At 75.1% G+C, this 19849-nt stretch carries 17 protein-coding genes and 1 pseudogene; 7 read left to right on the top strand and 11 right to left on the bottom strand.

Going from position 1 to position 19849, the window contains the following annotated elements:
• Nucleotides 1–25 precede the first annotated feature (25 nt).
• Entirely contained in the window at nt 26–1321 is a 1296-nt protein-coding gene (locus ACFVHI_RS20675) for a magnesium transporter MgtE N-terminal domain-containing protein (RefSeq protein WP_380341390.1), read from the bottom strand.
• A gap of 129 nt (nt 1322–1450) precedes the next feature.
• Nucleotides 1451–1990 carry a hypothetical protein gene (locus ACFVHI_RS20680; protein WP_063347927.1) on the bottom strand — a complete coding sequence of 180 codons (540 nt, stop codon included), beginning with the start codon at nt 1988–1990 and terminating at the stop codon, nt 1451–1453.
• A gap of 190 nt (nt 1991–2180) precedes the next feature.
• Between ACFVHI_RS20680 and ACFVHI_RS20685 the strand changes: the two genes are divergently transcribed.
• The gene (locus ACFVHI_RS20685; protein WP_380341393.1) at nt 2181–3107 is read left to right on the top strand and encodes a DMT family transporter; all 927 of its coding nucleotides are present in this window, start codon (nt 2181–2183) and stop codon (nt 3105–3107) included.
• A 23-nt stretch (nt 3108–3130) separates the two neighbouring features.
• On the opposite strand, the gene corA is transcribed toward ACFVHI_RS20685, so the two are convergent.
• On the bottom strand, nt 3131–4252 hold the full coding sequence (gene corA / locus ACFVHI_RS20690; protein ID WP_063347925.1) for a magnesium/cobalt transporter CorA: 1122 nt from the start codon (nt 4250–4252) through the stop codon (nt 3131–3133).
• A 427-nt stretch (nt 4253–4679) separates the two neighbouring features.
• Between corA and ACFVHI_RS20695 the strand changes: the two genes are divergently transcribed.
• Nucleotides 4680–5321, top strand: coding sequence for a suppressor of fused domain protein (locus ACFVHI_RS20695; RefSeq protein ID WP_079135643.1), 642 nt, complete (start codon nt 4680–4682; stop codon nt 5319–5321).
• Between the two features lie 74 nt (nt 5322–5395).
• Here the strand turns inward: ACFVHI_RS20695 and ACFVHI_RS20700 are convergent, their stop codons facing one another.
• From ACFVHI_RS20700 to ACFVHI_RS20720, 5 genes and pseudogenes are all read right to left on the bottom strand, one after another.
• On the bottom strand, nt 5396–6256 hold the full coding sequence (locus tag ACFVHI_RS20700) for a PHP domain-containing protein (protein WP_380341396.1): 861 nt from the start codon (nt 6254–6256) through the stop codon (nt 5396–5398).
• Nucleotides 6257–6327: 71 nt separating this feature from the next.
• On the bottom strand, nt 6328–6966 hold the full coding sequence (locus ACFVHI_RS20705) for a DUF6758 family protein (protein WP_063347923.1): 639 nt from the start codon (nt 6964–6966) through the stop codon (nt 6328–6330).
• 311 nt (nt 6967–7277) lie between these two features.
• Nucleotides 7278–7436, bottom strand: a complete 159-nt coding sequence (locus tag ACFVHI_RS20710; protein ID WP_159398440.1) for a hypothetical protein — start codon at nt 7434–7436, stop codon at nt 7278–7280.
• A 368-nt stretch (nt 7437–7804) separates the two neighbouring features.
• The gene (locus ACFVHI_RS20715; RefSeq protein WP_380341398.1) at nt 7805–8683 is read right to left on the bottom strand and encodes an alpha/beta fold hydrolase; all 879 of its coding nucleotides are present in this window, start codon (nt 8681–8683) and stop codon (nt 7805–7807) included.
• A gap of 132 nt (nt 8684–8815) precedes the next feature.
• A pseudogene (locus ACFVHI_RS20720) lies at nt 8816–10789 on the bottom strand (DEAD/DEAH box helicase); the annotation flags it as partial.
• Nucleotides 10790–11495: 706 nt separating this feature from the next.
• Here ACFVHI_RS20720 and ACFVHI_RS20725 point away from each other — a divergent pair.
• On the top strand, nt 11496–12224 hold the full coding sequence (locus ACFVHI_RS20725; RefSeq protein ID WP_063347921.1) for a ferritin-like fold-containing protein: 729 nt from the start codon (nt 11496–11498) through the stop codon (nt 12222–12224).
• A 20-nt stretch (nt 12225–12244) separates the two neighbouring features.
• On the opposite strand, the gene ACFVHI_RS20730 is transcribed toward ACFVHI_RS20725, so the two are convergent.
• The 3 genes from ACFVHI_RS20730 to ACFVHI_RS20740 form a co-directional block, all read right to left on the bottom strand.
• Nucleotides 12245–12568: a hypothetical protein gene (locus ACFVHI_RS20730; RefSeq protein WP_363372586.1), complete on the bottom strand. Its 324-nt coding sequence runs from the start codon at nt 12566–12568 to the stop codon at nt 12245–12247.
• 135 nt (nt 12569–12703) lie between these two features.
• Entirely contained in the window at nt 12704–12931 is a 228-nt protein-coding gene (locus tag ACFVHI_RS20735; protein WP_063347919.1) for a DUF3107 domain-containing protein, read from the bottom strand.
• A gap of 141 nt (nt 12932–13072) precedes the next feature.
• On the bottom strand, nt 13073–13723 hold the full coding sequence (locus ACFVHI_RS20740; RefSeq protein WP_063347918.1) for a TetR/AcrR family transcriptional regulator: 651 nt from the start codon (nt 13721–13723) through the stop codon (nt 13073–13075).
• Nucleotides 13724–14533: 810 nt separating this feature from the next.
• On the opposite strand from ACFVHI_RS20740, the gene ACFVHI_RS20745 reads away from it, so the two are divergent.
• The 4 genes from ACFVHI_RS20745 to moeZ all read left to right on the top strand — a co-directional run bounded on the left by ACFVHI_RS20745 (nt 14534) and on the right by moeZ (nt 19837).
• Complete coding sequence (locus ACFVHI_RS20745; RefSeq protein ID WP_380341404.1) at nt 14534–16222, top strand: DUF3492 domain-containing protein; 1689 nt, start codon at nt 14534–14536, stop codon at nt 16220–16222.
• Entirely contained in the window at nt 16222–17322 is a 1101-nt protein-coding gene (locus ACFVHI_RS20750; RefSeq protein ID WP_380341407.1) for a hypothetical protein, read from the top strand. Before ACFVHI_RS20745 ends, ACFVHI_RS20750 begins: the two co-directional genes overlap by 1 nt.
• 118 nt (nt 17323–17440) lie before the next feature.
• Nucleotides 17441–18430: an NAD(P)-dependent oxidoreductase gene (locus ACFVHI_RS20755; protein ID WP_063347915.1), complete on the top strand. Its 990-nt coding sequence runs from the start codon at nt 17441–17443 to the stop codon at nt 18428–18430.
• Nucleotides 18431–18658: 228 nt separating this feature from the next.
• Nucleotides 18659–19837 (top strand): adenylyltransferase/sulfurtransferase MoeZ, encoded by a 1179-nt coding sequence (moeZ, locus tag ACFVHI_RS20760; protein ID WP_380341410.1) that lies wholly within the window; start codon nt 18659–18661, stop codon nt 19835–19837.
• Nucleotides 19838–19849: the final 12 nt, after the last annotated feature.

Here is a 19849-nt window from a genome sequence, read left to right on the forward strand (position 1 = left end):
GGACTCGTCCCGCCGCCCCTTGCGGTCAGCGTCCACCGTGCACCTCTTCCCTCGTGCCGTCCGTGTCGTCGTGGCCGTGCAGGACGGACTCGCGCCAGTCCTCCGGCAGCAGGTGGTCGAGCACGTCGTCGACGGTCACCGCGCCGAGCAGGTGGTCGGCCTCGTCGACGACCGGCGCGGACACCAGGTTGTAGGTCGCCAGGTAGCTGGTGATCAGCGACAGCGGGGTGTCCGGCGGCAGCGGGTCCAGGTCGTCGTCGACCAGCGAGCCGACCAGCACGTACGGCGGCTCGCGCAGCAGCCGCTGGAAGTGCACGGTGCCCAGGTACTTGCCGGTCGGGGTCTCGTTCGGCGGCCGGCAGACGTACACCTGCGCGGCGAGCGCGGGCTTGTGGTCGGAGACCCGGATGCGGGCGAGCGCCTCGGCCACGGTCGCGTCCGGCTCCAGCACGACCGGCTCGGTGGTCATCAGACCGCCGGCGGTGTTCTCCTCGTACGACAGCAGGCGGCGGACGGGCTCGGCCTCGTCCGGCTCCATCAGCTGGAGCAGCCGCTCGGCCTCGTCGTCGGGCAGTTCGGAGAGCAGGTCGGCGGCGTCGTCCGGGTCCATCGCCTCCAGGATGTCGGCGGCGCGTTCGTCCTTGAGCTTGCCGATGATCTCGACCTGGTCGTCCTCGGGCAGCTCCTCCAGGACGTCGGCGAGCCGCTCGTCGTCGAGCGCGGCGGCCACCTCGGCGCGGCGCTTGGCGGACAGGTGGTGCATGACGCTGGCGAGGTCGGCGGCGCGCAGCTGGTCGAAGGTGGCGAGCAGGTTGGCGGCGCCCTGGTCCTGCTCGGGCAGCGTGAAGCCGGTGACGTCCTGCCAGTCCAGGGTGAGCCGCTCGCCCTTGCCCTTGCGCAGCCGGCCGGCCCGGCCGACCTGGACGAAGACCTTGCTGATCTCCCACTCGCGCATCCGGGTCTGCACCATCCCGACGTCCAGCACGGTGACGTCCTCACCGGTCTTGGACCAGGTGACGGTGCGGTCCAGCAGCTCGGCGAGCACCAGGGTCTCGGACGGGCGCTGCTCGAAGCGCCGCAGGTTGATCACGCCGGTGGCGAGCACCTGGCCGGACTCCAGGCTGGTCACCCGGGTCATCGGCAGGAAGATCCGGCGCCGGCCGACCACCTCGACCACCAGGCCCAGGACCCGCGGCGGGCGGCCGCCGAGCCGCAGCGAGACGACGACGTCACGGACCCGGCCGACCTGGTCGCCGTTCGGGTCGAAGACGGCGAGGGCGGAGAGGTGGGAGATGAAGACCCGGGTACCTGGCCCTGCCATGAACTCCCTCTACTCGTTCGACGCCGTGCCGGGTACGCCGGGGCGCACCTGCGGGCAAGGCTACCCGCGTGTCGCGAGCCCGGCCCGACGAGGCACGGTACACAGCCGAGGAGTCCCGGGCGTGAATCTTTAGCGGCGCTTGAACAGCAGTTTGGGCAGACCGGCCGGGACGGGGCGGCGGGTGGTGGCCGCGGTGGGCATCGGCTGGGCGGCGTGCGAGCCGTCCGGCATCGCGCCCGGACGCTCGGTCAGCGCTCCGGCGGGCTCCAGGCGCAGCACCCGGCACTCGCGGGCCCAGCGGTCGGTGATGGTGTCGGTGTCGGGCGCGTTCAGCCGCTTGCCCTTGAGCTCCTCGACGGCGCCCAGCCAGGCCTCGCCGCCCGGGGCCAGCTCCGAGACCCGGGCGCTCCAGCCGGTCAGCCGGCCGCCCTTGTCCTTGCTGCGGACGGTCACCACCGCGCCGGATCCGGCGGTCAGGCCGTGCAGCGGCTGCTCGCCGCCCTCGCCGACCACCACCACGGCGCCGTCGTGCCAGGCGTGCCAGAGCGGGCGGGCCTGCTCCTGGCCGTCCGCGCGGACCCAGAGGAGGCCGGACTTCTTCGCGGCCTCCTCCAGCAGGGCCTGGTCGAGGAGGTCGTCGGCGGTCGCGGCGGCGGGCGTACGGTCCATGGCGCCCAGGGTACGACCTCCGCCGTCCACGAGTTGTCTCAGCCGTCGGGCGACAGTTCCATCGGCTTGCCACGGGCCTTACCGTAGGAGCGCCCAGCCCCGGCCTGGTCCAGCCCGGCCCGGTCCAGCCCCGGCCCGGTTCAGTCAGGCCCCGCCTCGCCCCAGCCCACGTGACCAGCAGAGGAGCGCCGTGCCCGCCGCCCGGCCCGCGACCGCACCCGCACCAGCCGCCACCGCCACCGAGCCGGCGCACCCGCTCCCCACCGCCGACCTGCTGCTGCTCGCCGTCTCCATCGCCGGCATCTCGCTGTCCGGCCCGCTGATCAGCGCCACCGCCGCGCCCGCGCTGGCGATCGCGTTCTGGCGCAACGTCATGTCGGTCGGCGTCCTCGGCCCGTACGCGCTGCTGCGCCACCGCGCCGAACTGCGCGGGATCGGCCGGCGGGCGCTGCTGCTCGCGATCGCGGCGGGCGTACTGCTCGCCGTGCACTTCGCGCTCTGGATGCCCAGCCTGCGGATGACCTCGGTGGCCTCGGCGACCGCCCTGGTCACCACCACCCCGCTGTGGACCATCCTGCTGATGCGACTGCTCGGCGTCCGCGCCCCCCGGATGGTCTGGCTCGGTACGGGCGTGGCCTTCGCCGGCGTGCTGGTGCTGACCGGCGTCGACCTCTCGCTCTCCCCGCGCGCGCTGCTCGGCGACGCGCTCGCCCTCGGCGCGGGCCTGGCCGCCGCCGGGTACATGCTGCTGGGCGCGGAGGTCCGCAGGACCGTCAGCACCACCGCGTACACGCTGGTCTGCTACGCCACCACGGCGGTGGGCCTGCTGGCGATCTGCCTGGTCGCCGGGACGCCGCTGGCCGGCTGGCCGGCCGGGGTGTGGTGGCAGATCGTGCTGCTGATGGTCGCCGCCCAACTGCTCGGCCACTCGCTGAGCAACCGCGTGGTGCGCAGCCTCGGCCCGTCGATCACCTCCACCGCGATCCTGCTGGAGACGCCGGGCGCGGCCCTGATCGCCGCCCTGTGGCTCGGCCAGTGGCCCCCAGTGGCGGCGTATCCGGCGGTGGTGCTGATCCTGGTGGGCCTGGTCCTGGTCGCCCGCGGCGGCCGGCGGTAGCGGTCGGCGGGCGCCGCGGGCGGCTACAGCCAGCCGTTGCGGCGGAAGCCCCGGTACATCCCGACGCAGATCAGCATGATGGCGCCGAGCACCATCGGATAGCCGTACTTGTGGTGCAGCTCGGGCATGTACTCGAAGTTCATGCCGTACACGCCGGTGATCATGGTGGGCACGGCGAAGATCGCCGCCCAGGCGGTGATCTTGCGCATGTCCTCGTTCTGCGCCACCGAGACCTGCGCCAAGTTGGCCTGGAGCAGCGAGTTCAGCAGTTCGTCGAAGCCGTGCACCTGCTCGGTGACCCGGGCCAGGTGGTCGGCGACGTCCCGGAAGTACTTCTGGATGTCCGGGTCGACGAGGCGCTGCAGCGGCTCGGACAACTGCTGCATCGGGCGCAGCAGCGGCACCACGGCCCGCTTGAACTCCAGCACCTCGCGCTTGAGTTGGTACACCCGGCCGACGTCGGCGCTGCGCCCGCCCTTGGCCGAGAAGACGCCGTACTCGATCTCGTCCACGTCGTTCTGCAGCCGCTCGGAGACCAGCAGGTAGTTGTCCACGACGTGGTCGGCGATCGCGTGCAGCACCGCGGACGGGCCCTTGGCTAGCAGTCCGGACTCGTCCGCGTCGGCCTCCAGCCGGTGCCGCAGCTCCTGCAGCGAGCCGTGGCCGCCGTGCCGGACGGTGATCACGAAGTCCCGCCCGGCGAAGACCATCAGCTCGCCGGTCTCCACCACCTCGCTGGTCGGGGTGAGCTGGTCGTGCTCGACGTAGCGGATGGTCTTGAAGACGGCGAACAGCACGTCGTCGTAGCGCTCGACCTTGGGCCGCTGGTGCGCGTGCACCGCGTCCTCGACCGCGAGCGGGTGCAGGCCGAAGCGCTGGGCGATGCCCTCGAACTCGGCCTCGGTCGGCTCGTGCAGCCCGATCCAGCTGAACGAGCCGTCCCCGTCCGGGAGTTGGTGTGCGGCCTTGATCCGGCGGGCGGCCTCGCGGGGGCTGCAGGTCTCGCCGTGGCGCTTGCCGTGCTGGTACACCGCGCAGTCGACGACCGCCGAGCCGGCGCCCACCGGGACGGCGTCGTACGCGCCGACCGCGGAGCGGCGGCGGTTGGTGCGGACGGCGGCGCGCAGGCTGTTGATCATCGACATGGCAGGCTCCCTGGAACAGGAGCCGCCGCACAGCGGCGTAGGGGTCCCCCCGGTCGGAAGGCGGGGGAGGAGCGGGCGGCCGTGGTGCGACGGCGAAGAACACCGGTGAAGGGGGGTGAGGGTGCTCTCCCGGCCGGTTCGTCCGCGTCCGGCCTGCCCGGGCTACCTCGGCTGGATCAGCCGGTTCAGCCTGCGTGGCGAGGGGTACGGGGAAGTCGGGGCCGGGTAGAGCTGCCGGTACTGCATGGTCGGCCGGTATCCACCGCAACCACCTCCTTCGTGCCGCCGCCCCGGGAACCTGAGGATTCCCGGTGGCCAGTCGCTCACCCTAACATCTGACCGACCATCGGCGCCCCGGGCTTTCCCGAGGCTTTGCCCAGGCCGCCCGCACACGGCCGGCCCGCCCCCGGGGGTTACGCTCACCGGCATGGCGCACGACTTCCCGCTCTTCGGCGAACCCCACGGCGGCAGCTCCCCGGCGCTCTCCCGGGAGGCGGTGCTGGCCGCCGTCGAGGCCCGGCTGATCACCACCTTCGGCGAGCCGAGCGGCCGCGCCGCGGTCACCTTCCTCGGCACCGACCGGATTGAGGTGCTGCGCTTCGGCCCGGACGCCGACGGCCTGGTCCGGTACGCGACGCTCGGCATGGCCGCCGCGCCGATGGCCGACCCGACCGCACCGGTGGCCGACCAACTGCGCGGCCCGCGCGCCGAACTGGTGCTGACCGTCCGCGGCGGGCGCGACAGCGTGCTGCGCAGCCTGGCCACCCTGGCCGCGACCCCGCAGGTCGAGGGGCTGGTGGTGGCCCCCGGCGGCTCGCTGGACCTCGGCGCCCCGCTGTGGGACGGCGCGCCGTTCACCTCGGTACTGGCCGCCGAGCCGGGCGGCCTGGTGCCGGACCTGGAGCTGGACGAGCCGGCCGACCCGGTCCGCTTCCTGCCGCTGCTGCCGATGACGCCCAACGAGGCCGGCTGGAAGCGGGTGCACGGCGCGGCCGCGCTCCAGGAGCGCTGGCTGGACCAGGGTGCCGACCTGCGCGACCCGGACCGCCGCGGTGTCCGGCTGGACTGACCGGGGCTCAGGCCGCGGGCCTCCCGTCCTGGCCCCGCGCTCCCGCCGCGCCCCCGCACCCCGGCGTGCGGCCCTCAGCCGCCGATCGGTTTCGTGCCGGTGGCCTGCGCCAGCAGGGCCTCGTACACCGCGGGATCGGTGGTGTGCTCGCCGAGCCGGACGGTCTTGCGGCTGCCGTGGTAGTCGCTGGAGCCGGTGACCAGCAGCCCCAGCTCGCCCGCCAGGCCGCGCAGCCGCACCCGGGTCTCCTCGTCGTGGTCGGTGTGGTCGACCTCCAGCGCGGCCAGCCCGGCCGCCGCGAGGTCGGCGATCACCTGGTCCGGGACGGTCCGCCCGCGCTTGACCGCGCCGGGGTGGGCGAACACCGGCACCCCGCCGGCGGCCCGGACCAGCCGGACCGCCTCGATCGGGTCGGTCTCGTGCTTGCGGACGTCCGCCCGGGCGCCGTTGGCCAGCCACTCGGCGGTGAAGGCGTCCGAGACGGTGGCCACCACGCCCGCCTCGACCAGCGCGCTGGCGATGTGCGGGCGCCCGACCGAGCCGGCCCCGGCGATCCGCTGCACCTGCTCCCAGCTGATGTCCGCGCCGAGTTCGCGGCAGCGCTCGACGACCGCCCGCCCGCGCCGGAACCGGTCGGTGCGCACCAGCTCCCGCTCGCGCGCGAACTCCGGCTCGTCCGGGTCGAACAGGTACGCCAGCAGGTGCATGCTGACGCCGCCCACCACGCAGGACAGTTCGGCGCCCGGGACGACGGTCAGCCGGCTGCCGGCCGGCAGCGCGCGCACCGCCCCGGCGGCCTCCGCATGGCCCGCGACGGTGTCGTGGTCGGTGAGTGCCACGACGTCGAGGCCCGCGGCCACGGCCGCCGCGACCAGCTCGGCCGGGCTGTCGGTGCCGTCGGAGGCGTTGCTGTGGGCGTGCAGGTCGATGCGCACGGGGCGGACTCCTGGGGGCTCGGGGTGCCGCCCAGGATAGGACAGGGCGCCAGGCCCCGGCCGGACGGGACTTATCCCAGCAGGCGGGGGGAGAGGGCCCCGCAGGGGAGCAGGTCCAGTTCGGCGCCGGCCTCGCGCAGGTCGGTGAGGACGAGTTCGTCGTACATCACCAGGGCGGACTGCTCGGGCCAGGCGACCGCCCAGAGCCAGAGGCCGCGGGCCTCGCCGACGAACACCGCGCGGTCGGCCGGGGCGTCCGGGATGTGGAACATCGGGGTGGGCCGGCCGGCGGCCAGCAGCTTGGCGTCGGCGGGCTTGTAGAGGCCGACGGAGTCGCCCGGATCGGGCCCGGGCATCCCGGCGTAGCGGGCGCCGAGGCCGACCCCCAGCTCCTCGGCGACGAGCACCAGCTCGCCGAAGCCGCCGAGCGGGGCCGGTCCGGAGCAGGCGACGGCGGTGGCCCGGGCGCCGGAGACGTCGTCGCCGACGTGGGCGATGCCGGTGTAGAGCCAGCCGACCGGGAGCGGCCAGGGCAGCCAGACGGGGACCTGCGAGCGGGCGACGGCGACGCCCAGGGCTTCGACGCTCGGTGGCAGCACGGGCTGCATCGGGTGCACGGCTCCGTGCCGGTCGCACTGCCAGGTGTCTGAGAACAGACCGGGGGCGCGGACCCGACCGGCGCACCTCGGGCAGCTTGGCTCGCCCCTCATAGGCGACAACGCTCCTCCCTCCGGACCGCCGCGTCAAGGACGATCACCCGTACGGAGGGCTCGGCGGCACCTGTCGGTGGCGGGGCCCGTTCGGCGCGGGGTGGGGCGGCGCGGCACGGGCGGTTCCCGTTGGGGGATGTCCCGTGGCGGGCGGCGGCAAACGTCGACGGGCGCAGGGCCCGGACACACTGACGCCCCGTCATCGGCGATCGCGGTGACAGGGCGTCAGTCGGGTATCGGAACGTCCGGATCGGACGCTCCCGGCTCGTCGGCGGCGGGTGAGGGCTCCCGGTCGGAGGCGCCGCGCGTGGTCAGACGGTCGGGCACGGGCGGATGAGCAGGCGCTCACCGGTGCGGGCGGCGGCCTGGACGAACTCGCGGACGGTCTCGGCGTCGGCTATCAGGCGGTCGGCGGCGGAGCCGTTGGCGTCGTCCAGTCGAACGATCTCGAAGCGCATGGTCTTCGTCATGGGCGTCTCCTGTTCCTGCCCCGTCGGTCGGGGCGATTGCGGCTGGGTGGATACCAGCCCTTGAGGGGTCCTACGGGTCCGGCGGTGCGGCCGGATCGCTCGGTTCGTACGTGCGGCGGTCTGCTGCGGCAAGGGCTCCCCCTGCTTGCCCGGTGCGTCTGGTGCCTCGTGAACCACGGTGACGTGGTGGTGCTTCCGGGTCGTTGCCCGCCCGTGAAGTCCAGGTTTCGGCTGATTCGCGCCGACGCGGAGGCCGGCGATGATTCCCGGACAGAATCAAAGATTACCGTAACTAACGACTTTTGTCCTGTGTTGAAGACGGTCGAACTTCGAGAAGTGGTTCAGACCACTCTCCGGATCGGCCCGGTTCAGGCCCAGAACGCGGCCAGCGCCCCGGCCGTGGCGGCCGGGCGTTCGGCGTTGGGGGAGTGGCCGGCGTCCTCGACGACCACCCGGCGGGCCCCCAGGCGCTCCGCCATCCGGGTCTGCTCCGGCACCGGCCAGGCGTAGTCCCGCACCCCGGACAGCACCAGCACCGGCAGGCCGGCGGTGGCGGCGGCCAGCTCGGCCACCCGGTCCGGCGCGGCGACCAGATGACCACCGGTGACGCTCAGCGACAGCGGCACGTTGGCCAGCCAGCGGCGGTGCAGGAACTCCGCGACGGCCGGCTCCGGGCGCTGCTTCTGGTCCCCGCTGCCCTCCTCCATCTGCCGCATGACCTGCCAGATCTCCTCCAGGCTCATGACCGGCAGCACGTCCAGCAGCAGCTTGGTGCGGGCCGCCTCGGCCGGATCGATCGCGCCCGGGCCGGTGGACATCAGGGTCAGCGAGCGCCACGGCGACGGGCCGTCCGCGGCCGCGGCCAGCACCGCCTCCCGGACCACCTGGCCGCCGAAGGAGTGCCCCAGCAGGTGCGGCGGCCCGCCGCCGTCGGCGGCCACGGCCTCGGTGAGCGCCCGGACGTCCGCGCCGAGCGCCTCGACGGCGTACGCGGCCGGGTCGTCCGGGCCGCCGGTCTCGTACTGGCCGCGCTGGTCGACGGCGGTCACCCGGTAGCCCGCCGCCGCCAGCGGCTCCAGCAGGGCGATGAAGTCCTCCTTGCTGCCGGTGAAGCCCGGCACCAGCAGTGCCGAGCCGCGCACCGGCCCGTCCGGATCGGCCCGCAGCGCGGCGAACCCGCCGCGGCTGGTCGACAGCCGCAGCGCGCGGGCGCAGCGGGGAAGGGTGAGGAACGGCGGCGTGCTCATGGGCTGCTCTCCTGCGGGCGACTGGCCGGTAACCCCGACCCTATCCAGCCTGCGCCGGAACGCCGGAACGCCGGAGGGGGCGGGCCGGACCACCAGGGGCCCGGCCCGCCCCCTCCGGGGCGGGGTGCGTCAGCTCTCCGGGGTGGTCTCCGGCGCGGCGGCGGCCTTGCGGGCCCGGGTGCGCTTGCGCGGGGCCGGTACCTCGGTCGCGGCGTCGGCGGCCGCAGCCTCCGGAGCCGCCGGGGCGGTCGCGGCCTCGGCCTTGGGCTTGCGGGTGCGCGTCCGGGTGGCCGGCTTCTCCGCGACGGCGGCCTCGGCGGCGGGTGCCTCGGCCGGGGCCTCGACGGCCTCGGCCTTGGGCTTGCGGGTGCGCGTCCGGGTGGCCGGCTTCTTCGCGACGGCGGTCTCGACGACGGCCTCGGCGGCGGGTGCCTCGGTCGGCGCCTCGACGACGGCCTCGACGGCCTCCGCCTTCGGCTTGCGGGTGCGCGTCCGGGTGCGGGCGGCCGGCTTCTCCTCGACGACGGCCTCGACGACGGCCTCGGCGGCGGCCACGACGGCCACCGCGGCCGGAACCTCGGCCGGGGCCTCGGCGACCGGAGCCGCCACGGCCGCCTCGGTCACCGCGACGGCCTCGGCCACCACAGCGGCCTCGCCGGCGGCGGCGCCGCGCGAACGGCGGCGACGGCGGCGCGGGGCCGCCTCGCCCTCGGTGCCCTCGACGGCCGGGGCCGCGGCGGCCTCGACGACGCTCCCGGCCTCGCCCTCGGCGACCGTGGAGCCCCCGCGGGTGCGGCGGCGCTCACGGGTGCGGCGCGGCTTCTCCTCGGTCGCCACGGCGGCCTCGGGGGCGCCGGTGCGGCCGGCGCCGCTGCGCGGGCCCTTGGCCCGGGCGGTGCGCGCACCGCGCCCGCCGGTCTCGCCGAGGTCCTCGACCTCCTCCGCGCCGAGCCCGGCCCGGGTCCGCTCCGAACGCGGCAGCACACCCTTGGTGCCCGGCGCGATCTTCAGCAGCTCGTACAGGTGCGGCGAGGTGGAGTAGGTCTCCTCCGGGTCGTTGAAGGTCAGCTCCAGCGCCTTGTTGATCAGCTGCCAGCGCGGGATGTCGTCCCAGTCGACCAGGGTGACGGCGGTGCCCGAGGCGCCGGCCCGGCCGGTGCGGCCGATCCGGTGCAGGTAGGTCTTCTCGTCCTCGGGGCACTGGTAGTTGACCACGTGCGTGACGCCCTCGACGTCGATGCCGCGGGCGGCGACGTCGGTGCAGACCAGCACGTCGACCTTGCCGTTGCGGAACGCGCGCAGCGCCTGCTCGCGGGCGCCCTGGCCGAGGTCGCCGTGGACGGCGCCGGCCGCGAAGCCGCGCTGGGTCAGCTGGTCGGCGACGTCGGCGGCGGTGCGCTTGGTCCGGCAGAAGATCATCGCCAGCCCGCGGCCGTCGGCCTGGAGGATGCGCGAGACGAGCTCGACCTTGTCCAGCGAGTGCGCGCGGAAGATGTGCTGCTCGATGTTGGCGACGGTGGTGCCGGTGTCGTCCGGGGCGGCGGCCCGGATGTGGGTGGGCTGGCTCATGTACCGGCGGGCGAGGCTGATGACCTGACCCGGCATGGTGGCCGAGAACAGCAGGGTCTGCCGCTTGGCCGGCAGCATGGTGATGATCTTCTCGACGTCCGGCAGGAAGCCGAGGTCGAGCATCTCATCGGCCTCGTCCAGGACCAGCGAGCGGACCTTGGACAGGTTCAGCTTCTTCTGCCCGGCCAGGTCCAGCAGGCGGCCCGGGGTGCCGACCACGATGTCGACGCCCTTGGCGAGCGCCTCGACCTGCGGCTCGTACGCGCGGCCGCCGTAGACGGCCAGGACGCGCACGTCGCGGACCTTGCCGGCGGTCTGCAGGTCGTTGGTGACCTGGGTGCAGAGCTCGCGGGTCGGGACGACGATGAGCGCCTGCGGGCCGTCGGAGAGCTGCTCCTCGGTCGCCCGGCCGGCGTCCACGTCGGCGCGCACGATGCAGCGCTCGATCAGCGGGAGGCCGAAGCCGAGGGTCTTGCCGGTGCCGGTCTTGGCCTGGCCGATGACGTCGTGGCCGGTCAGCGCGACCGGGAGGGTCATCTCCTGGATGGGGAAGGGGTGGACGATGCCGACGGACTCGAGCGCCTCGGCGGTCTCCGGGAGGATTCCCAGATCCCGGAACGTCGTCTTGATGGGTTCAGCGGTGGTGGACAGGGTGCTGCCTCTTCCGTGTGAAAGGGGCCGAGAGCGAGCGGCGGGCGGGCAGCCGCACGGCTGCGTACGGGCCTGGCGGCCCTGATGCAGCTGAGCGGACGCACAACCGCGCCGGTCCCTGCGGCCGGCCGGTGCGCGCTGCCCTGTGCGGGGCGCGTCGCCGGCGGCGTCGGGGAGGATTCCCATGAGGGACCTGCGCGGGACCTTCGCCAGGGGGCGCGGTCTCGGCGGCCCTCGCTCGGCCACTGATGCGGTGCCAAGGCTTGAAGTCCAAGCCATGGTCGGAGCCGATCGGCTCTCCGACCGGGCATCCGCGTACGTGAGTACCCGTGGCTCCGGTGCGGACACGTCCGGATGGACGGTGCCGCTTCGGAGCGGGCTTGCGCGGGACACCGAGACGGCGGTGACACCGTGCGAACACGACGGGGCTCCGTACCACCATACAGTCAGGCGACGACTCGAACACGTGACGCGTCTGACATTGCCCCTGCCGACCCGGGCCGGAAGCAGTGTTCCGGCCGGTCACCCGGGCGACCGGCCGACGGTCGGCCAGGGTGGGTCCCCCGGGCCGGCGGGACTAAGGTGGCGGGTCATGGAGACCCATGGTGAGACGCAGGACGCCGCGGCCGGCTCGATCGGGGACTGGGCCGCGTGCTCGGCCGACCCCGGCTACCGGGCGGCGGTGCTGGATCTGCTCGGCGCACTCGCCTACGGCGAGCTGAGCGCCTTCGAGCGGCTCGCCGAGGACGCCAAGCTGGCGCCGGACCTCGCCGACAAGGCGGCCCTGGCCCGGATGGCCTCCGCCGAGTTCCAGCACTACCAGCGCCTGCACGACCGGCTCGCCGAGATCGGCGCCGACCCGCAGGAGGCGATGCGCCCGTTCGTCGAGCCGCTGGAGCTGTTCCACCGGATGACCGCGCCCTCGGACTGGCTGGAGGGCCTGGTCAAGGCCTACGTCGGCGACGCCATCGCGACCGACTTCTACCGCGAGGTCGCCGTCCGGCTCGACGACGACACCCGCGACCTGGTGCTCGGCGTCATGTCCGACACCGGCCACGCCCAGTTCGCGGTGGACAAGGTGCGCCAGGCCATCGAGGCCGACCCGCGCTCCGGCGGCCGGCTCGCGCTGTGGGGCCGACGGCTGATGGGCGAGGCGCTCAGCCAGGCCCAGCGGGTGGTCGCCGAGCGGGACGCGCTGTCCAACCTGCTGGTCGGCGGCGTCCAGGTGCAGGGCTTCGACCTGGTCGAGGTCGGCAAGATGTTCAACCGGATCACCGAGGCGCACACCCGGCGGATGGCCGCTCTGGGCTTGGCCAGCTAGGGCCTGTCCGGCCCCAGGCGTCAGGCCGGCCGGTGGCGCCGCGTGCGGTGGACACCGGCCCGGTGCGGGTGGTGCCGGTGCGCCGGGGCCCGCCCGGCGGCGAGGTCCGGCCGGGCCAGCGTCGTGGTCAGCACCGCCGAGGCCAGCGCGGCGGCCGCGATCGACACCGCCGGGTAGCGCCCGTCCAGGCAGAAGTGCGCCACCGTCCCGCCGAGCAGCGCCGCCGCCAGGGCGGTGCCCAGGGTCAGGGTGCGGGCCGCCCGGAAGTACGCGGGCCGCGCCAGCAGTGCGGCCAGGCCCGCGGCCAGGCCGACGAGGGCGAAGGCGATCGACTCGACCAGCAAAACTGCCTCCCCGGGGACGGGCGCGCGGCGCCGACGGCCGCACTGTCGCCGTACCCCGGCCGACCCGGCCGTACACGCAACGGTGCCCCGCTCCCTGGGGGAGCGGGGCACCGGGTGAGCAGCTCGGACGACGCCTCAGGCGGTGCCGAAGCCGACCTTGCGGGCGGCCTGCTCGCCGATCTCCACGTACGCCAGGCGCTCGGCCGGGACGATGACGCGGCGGCCGTGCTCGTCGGTCAGCGCGAAGAGCTTCTCCGAACCCTCCAGCGCCTTGGCGATCGCGCTCTGGATCTCATCGGCACTCTGCGTGCTCTCGATCACGATCTCGCGCGGCGTGTTCTGCACGCCGATCTTGACCTCCACGGCTTCCGTCCCTCCGGGGTTGCAGCCTCCACGCGCGGACACCCCGACCGCCTGGGACAAGCGTTCGCGACGACCGCGCCGTACGGCTTCACCATAGAGCACGGGATCACCGCGACGGCGAAGATCGGTGGATCACCCCTGCTAGAGGGCCTCCCCGCCCTCTGAGACGGGGTGCATCGGGAAGCCCTTCAGCCCGCGCCAGGCCAGGCTGGCGACCAGCCGCACCGCCTCGTCGCGGGGGATGTCCAGGCCCTGCGACAGCCAGTACCGGGCGGTGATCTGGGCCAGGCCGCAGACCCCGGCGGCGAGCAGCTTGGACTCCGCCTCGGGCAGGTCGGTGTCCTCCTGGATCACCTTGCTGACCAGCGTCGCGCTCGCCTCGGAGGCCCGCTCGACCCGCTCGCGCACGGCCGGCTCGTTGGTCAGGTCCGACTCGAAGACCAGGCGGAACGCGCCGGACTCGCTGGAGACGTAGTTGAAGTACGCCTCCATCGTCGCGGCCACCCGGAGCTTGTTGTCGGTGGTCGTCGACAGTGCGTCGCGGGTCGACTCGACCAGGGCGTCGCAGTGCTTGTCCAGCAGTGCCAGGTACAGCTCCAGCTTCCCGGGGAAGTGCTGGTACAGCACCGGCTTGCTGACCCCGGCGCGGTCGGCGATGTCGTCCATGGCGGCCGCGTGGTAACCCTGCGCGACGAACACCTCCTGGGCGGCACCGAGCAGTTGTTCACGGCGGGCGCTTCGCGGCAGGCGGGCACCGCGCGGGCGCTCCTGCGCCTCCTGGATGGCCGTCACGGCGCTCCTCACTTCGGTTGTTCGGGGCTGGCAAGAGGGCCGATTCTACTTTTCGGTAACCGCTTCCGCGTTCGGCGGGAGTGAGAAAAGGACCTCGGCCTCCTTGTCAGGAGCCCACAATACGGCGCTGACCTCGGCGTCGGCAGGGGTGTGACAGGGGCCGGAACGGCCGTCCCGGCCGCCGGAATCCGAACCTCGTGACGCACCGCACCGGCGGTGTCACCGAGCGCGGAGCACGGGCCGGGCATCGCGGACCCGGGGACCCCTCGCAGCGGCGAACAAGGTCACTCCCATCGTCCGTCATGAGCGGGGAGGTCGGCGACCGGCGCCCGGTCGCGCGGACCGCGCGGTAACGGCCCGGTTCGGGGCGAGGTCACGCTCGTTCACTCGTTCAGGTGGCAACCAGGCATGTGACCGATGGATTGCCCGGGCCCGGTCCTACCTTTCTGCTGTCGGACCGAACAGGTGTGGGGGAGGCCGCGGACGCCGGGGAAATCCGGGGGCGGCCGCACCCAGGGGGCCCGGCGGGTCGGGCCCGGCCCGCCGGAACGGGCGTGCGCCCGGGGGAACGGATCGCGGGAGGGGCGCGGCCGGACCGTCGGGCCGGACGGCCGCACCACCGCTCGGTGGTGCCCCGCCCCGGGGGAGCGTCGCGGTGTCGTACCCGGCCGACCGCACTCCTCGCCCCCGGACCGTCCCCGCCGCCGTGCGGGGCCGCCCCGGTGACCACTCAAGCCGCTCAAGCCATCCGCCGATCCCGCCCGCCCGTGATCCGCCCGCCCGTGATCCGCTCTGCCCTGGAGGTCTCCCGTGCGCATCGCCCTGCTCACCGAGGGTGCCCGCCCACATTCCCGGCGCGGCGCCGGAGGCTGGTGCGACCGGCTGGCCGCGGGCCTGCCGGAGCACGAGTTCGGGCTGTACCTGCTGACCGGCCAGGCCGGCCAGGGTGGCCAGGGCGCCGCCGAGCGGCCGTCCCCCGCCTGGCGCGGGGCGCGCGAGCTGGCGCTGTGGGGGCGCCGGCCGGGCGGCCGGGTGCCCGGCGCGCTGCGCAGACGCCAGTACGCCCGGGCGTACGAGGACCTGGTCAGAGCCCTGGTGCTGCCGGGGGAGCGGGCCGGCTTCGGGGCCGGGCTGTACCGGCTGGCCGTCCTCGCCCGGGAGGACGGCACGCTGCCCGCCTTCCTCGCCTCCGCGCACGCCCGGCGCACCCTGGAGCGGGTCTGGCGGCTGCCGGGCGCGGAGACCTCGGCCGGGCAGCCGCTGGTCCGCGACGTGCTGGTCGCGGCGGACCTGCTGGAGCAGTGCCTGCGGCCGCTGTCCGCGCCCTGGTACGGCACCGGGCCCGACGGCCTCGGCGGCGCCGACCTGTGCCACGTGGTCGGCGGCGGCCCCGCGGCGCTGCCCGCACTCGTCGCCCGGTATCTGCACGGGGTGCCGTTCGTGGTCACCGAGCACGGCCTGCACCTGCGCGAGCAGTACCTGGGCTACCGCGAGGCGCCGTACCGGTGGCCGGTCCGGGCGCTGCTGCTGGCGTACTTCCGGGCGCTCACCGAGGAGACCTACCGGCAGGCGGCCGTCCTGACCCCCGGCAGCGCCCACGACCAGCAGTGGCAGCGCCGCTGCGGGGCCGACCCGGCGCGCACCCGGGTGGTGTACGAGGGGACGCCCGCAGTGGTCCGCCCGGCGGCCGGGCCCGAGCCCGCCGCGCCGACCCTGGTGTGGGCGGGCGCGCTGGAGCCGGGGCGGGACACCGAACTGATGCTGCACGCCTTCGCGCAGGTGCACGCCGACCTGCCGCGCGCCCGGCTGGTGATCCACGGCGAGGAGGCCGTGCCCGGTTACCGGGCGCACTGCGCGGCGCTGGCCGAGCGGCTCGGACTGGCCGCGGCGGTGGACTTCGCCGGGCGGCCCGGCTCGCTCGCCGAGGTCTGGGAGGGCGGCACGCTGGCCGTCTTCTCCGCGCTGTCCCAGCGCAGCCCCCGGCTGCTCGCGGACGCGATGCTCAGCGGCCGGGCGGTGGTGTCCACCGACGTCGGGGTGGCCCGCGAGGTGGTCGGGCCGACCGGGCTGCTGGTGCCCGCCCGGGACCCGCGCGCGCTGGCCGGCGCCTGCCTGGCGCTGCTGCGCGACGAGGAGCGGCGCGCCCGGCTCGGGCTGGCCGGGCGGCTGCGGGCGCAGGAACGCTTCGCCGTGGAGCCGGTGATCGGCGCCTTCCGGGAGATCTACCTGGAACTGGTCTCGCAGTACCCGGCCTTCCCCGGCGGCGGGGCCGGCGGCGCGGCGGGGGAGCCGCCGCGCCCGTTCGCCCGGCCCGCCGAGTACTGGCTCGCCGACGGCCGCCGCGCGCCGGACGGCCCGGACGGCCAGGGCGCCCCGGACGCGGCGGACGGCCCCGACGGCCGCCACGGCGCCGGGCCGGCCGGGTCCGAGCGGTCGGAGGACGAGGGCGGCGACGCCGGCGCGCAAGAGCGCCCCGGCGCCCTCGCGGAGGCCGTCTGATGGCGGGCGGCGCGGCGCCGGGCGGCCCCGGGAGCCCGGTGGGGGACCCGGTGCGCGAGGTGATGGCCGAGCACCGGGCGCTGTGCGAGCGGGCCGTCGACCCGCTGGAGATCGCCGCCGGACTGGAGGAGGCCGGGCTCGGCCCGCAGGCCGCCGCACGCTGCCGGCACGCCGACCTGTTCTCGCTCGCCGAGGAGCTGTACGCGCGGGTGCCCCGCCGCCCGCCCCCGCCGGAGCCGCCGCCGGGCCGGGAGTGCGCCGCCGCGACCCGGGCGACGCTGACCGCCGCCGCGCTGGCCGCGCTGCCCTGCGCGGCCGTGGTCGCGCTCGGCGCCCGCTGGCCGGTGCTGCTGCCGGCCGCCGTCCCGCTGGTGCTGGTGCCCGCCCTGGCCGCGGACCCCGCCGTCGAGCCCGGCCCGCCGTGCACCGGCCCCTGCCGCGCGGTGGACGGGCTGGGCCCGGCGCGGGCGCCGCGGCGGGCCGGCTCCCGGTGGCGCCCGGCGGCGCTGGGGTACGGGCTGGGCCTGGCCGCGCTGCTGCTGCTCCCGCTGGCCGCGGCGGACGGGGACCGGCGGCTGACCGCCGCGCTGGTGCTGGCCGGGGCGGTGTCGGCCGGGTCGGCCGAGCGGGCGGCCCGCTGGTACCGGCAGGTCGGCCGCGGCCATCTCGGCGCGGCGGCCACGCTGGCCGAGTTCCGGTCCCGGATGCGGCCGGTGCTCCCGGTGGCGGTCGCCCTGCACCTGGCGGTGCTCGCGGTGCTGACCTTCGCCGCGCTGGCGGTGCTGACCGTCCTCGCGCCGCGCCCCGGGCCGGGCCACGGCGGGGGCCTGCTGCACCTGGCGGCCGAACGGGCCGGCGCCGCGCAGTGGGCGGCGCAGGGCGTGCTGGGCCTGCTGCTGGTGCTGCCCGCGCTGCTGGCCCGCTGCGGCCGGACGACGGCCGCGGCGGCGGGGGCGCTGGCCGGGCCCGCCGTGGCGCTCGGGCTGCTCGCCCTGGGCCGCTCCGGGCCGACGGCCGGGCTGCTCGGCGGCGGCGCGGTCGCCGCGGTGCTGCTGGCGTACGCCTGGGCCGTGCTCGGCCGGGCCGGTTCGCACCGCTGAGCCCCGCCCGCCGGTGCGGCCCCGGGTGCCGCCCCCTTCTCGTTGCTCTCACTCAGTCCGCTCTTGATTTCAGTCCGCCAGGTCGTCCCCGACCTCGCTTCGTGGAAGGACGCCCCCGATGAGGGTGCTGCTGCTGGGCGCCGACGGTTTCATCGGCCGCCGGGTCACCGATCGTCTGCTCATGGACCAGGAGTTGCAGGTGACGGTGCTCGGCCGGCGCGACTCGGCCGATATCCGCTTCGACCTGACCACCGGAAGCCCGGGCGCGCTGGCCCGGTTCCTGGACGCGGTCGCGCCGCAGGTGGTGATCAACTGCGCGGGCGCCACCTACGGCAGCTCGCGCACCCTGATCCGGTCGAACACGCTGGCCGTCGCCACCGTCTGCGAGGCGATCCGGCGCAGCCGGGAGCCGGCCCGGCTGGTGCACGTCGGCTCGGCCGCCGAGTACGGCCCGGTGCCGGGCGGGGTGCCGGTGTCGGAGCAGGCCGAGCCGCGGCCGGTCGGCCCGTACGGGGTGTCCAAGCTGGCCGGGACGGAGCTGGTGCTGGCGTCGGGCCTGGACGCGGCGGTGCTGCGGGTGTTCGACGTGGTGGGCCCGGGGGCGCCGACCGCCTCGCTGTTCGGGCGGCTCGCGGAGGGGCTGCGGCGGGCCCTGGAGCGGGACGAGGCCCAGGTGCGGATGCCGGACCTGTCCGGATACCGGGATTTCGTGGACGTGCGGGACGTCGCGCGGGCGATCCAGGCGGCGGCGGTGTCGGCCGCCACCGGGGTGGTCAACATCGGCAGTGGGCACGCCGTCCGGGCCCGGGACGCGGCCCAGCTGCTGGTCCGGGCGTCCGGCTTCGAGGGGGCGATCGTCGAGGAGAACCGGCAGGTCCTGCTGCCCGCGCAGGCCGGCGGCCCGGTCGGCGACCACCTGCCCGGCCACCACCTGCCGGGCCACCGGGTGGAGGGCCACCGGCCGGAGGGCCGGGTCGCGACGGGGGAGCCGGTGCCGTGGCGGCAGGCGGACGTGCGCACCGCCCGGGACCGTCTCGGCTGGCGGACACAGGTGCCGCTGGAGGAGTCGCTCGGGGACGTCTGGCTGGAGACGGCCTGCCGGGTCTGAGCGGTCACCGGGAGCGCCCCGGGCCTGTCGGCACAGGCCTGGGGCGCTTTTCCGGGCTCCCGCGGGCGGTCCCACGATCCGACGCCGGCTGTCTCGCCCATCGGACGAGCTGTCTCGGAATACCGGAGGGGCGTGACACTGTTGGCCTAGGAGCCACCCGCGTGGCGGCGCAGCAACCACCATGAGGCTGGCCCAGGCCACCTGAACCAGACACCCATCGGAGTCCCCGTGTCGTTGCCACCCCTGGTCGAGCCGGCTGACGAGCTCACCGTTGACGAGGTCCGCAGGTACTCCCGCCACCTGATCATCCCCGACGTGGGCATGGCCGGGCAGAAGCGGCTGAAGAACGCCAAGGTGCTGTGCGTCGGCGCCGGCGGCCTGGGCTCGCCCGCGCTGATGTACCTGGCCGCGGCCGGTGTCGGCACGCTGGGCATCGTCGAGTTCGACGTGGTCGACGAGTCGAACCTGCAGCGCCAGATCATCCACGGCCAGTCGGACGTGGGCCGCTCCAAGGCGGAGTCGGCGCGGGACTCGGTCAAGGAGATCAACCCCTACGTCGACGTGATCCTCCACGAGGAGCGCCTCGACAACTCCAACGTCATGGAGATCTTCGCCGGCTACGACCTGATCGTGGACGGCACCGACAACTTCGCCACCCGCTACCTGGTGAACGACGCCGCGGTGCTGCTCGGCAAGCCGTACGTGTGGGGCTCGATCTACCGCTTCGACGGCCAGGCCAGCGTGTTCTGGGCCGAGCACGGCCCCTGCTACCGCTGCCTCTACCCGGAGGCCCCGCCGGCGGGCATGGTCCCCTCCTGCGCCGAGGGCGGCGTGCTGGGCGTGCTGTGCGCGTCCATCGGCTCGATCCAGGTCACCGAGGCGATCAAGCTGCTGGCCGGCGTGGGCGACCCGCTGGTCGGCCGGCTGATGATCTACGACGCCCTGGAGATGAACTACCGCCAGGTGAAGGTCCGCAAGGACCCGGACTGCGCCGTCTGCTCCGAGCACCCGACGGTCACCGAGCTGATCGACTACGAGGCCTTCTGCGGCGTCGTGTCGGAGGAGGCGCAGGCCGCCGCCGCGGGCTCGACCGTCACCTCGGCGCAGCTCAAGCAGTGGCAGGACGACAAGGAGGACATCTTCCTGATCGACGTCCGCGAGCCCGGCGAGTACGAGATCGTCAACATCCCCGGCGCGGTGCTGATCCCGAAGAACGAGTTCCTCATGGGCGACGCCCTGGAGAAGCTGCCGCAGGACCGCAAGATCGTGCTGCACTGCAAGTCGGGCGTGCGCTCGGCCGAGGTGCTGGCCGTGGTCAAGGCGGCCGGCTTCGCCAACGCCGTCCACCTGGGCGGCGGCGTGCTCGGCTGGGTCAACCAGATCGAGCCGCACAAGCCGGTCTACTAGGACGCCGGAACG

This window comes from Kitasatospora sp. NPDC127121, assembly GCF_042677305.1.
Taxonomy (GTDB): Bacteria; Actinomycetota; Actinomycetes; order Streptomycetales; family Streptomycetaceae; genus Kitasatospora.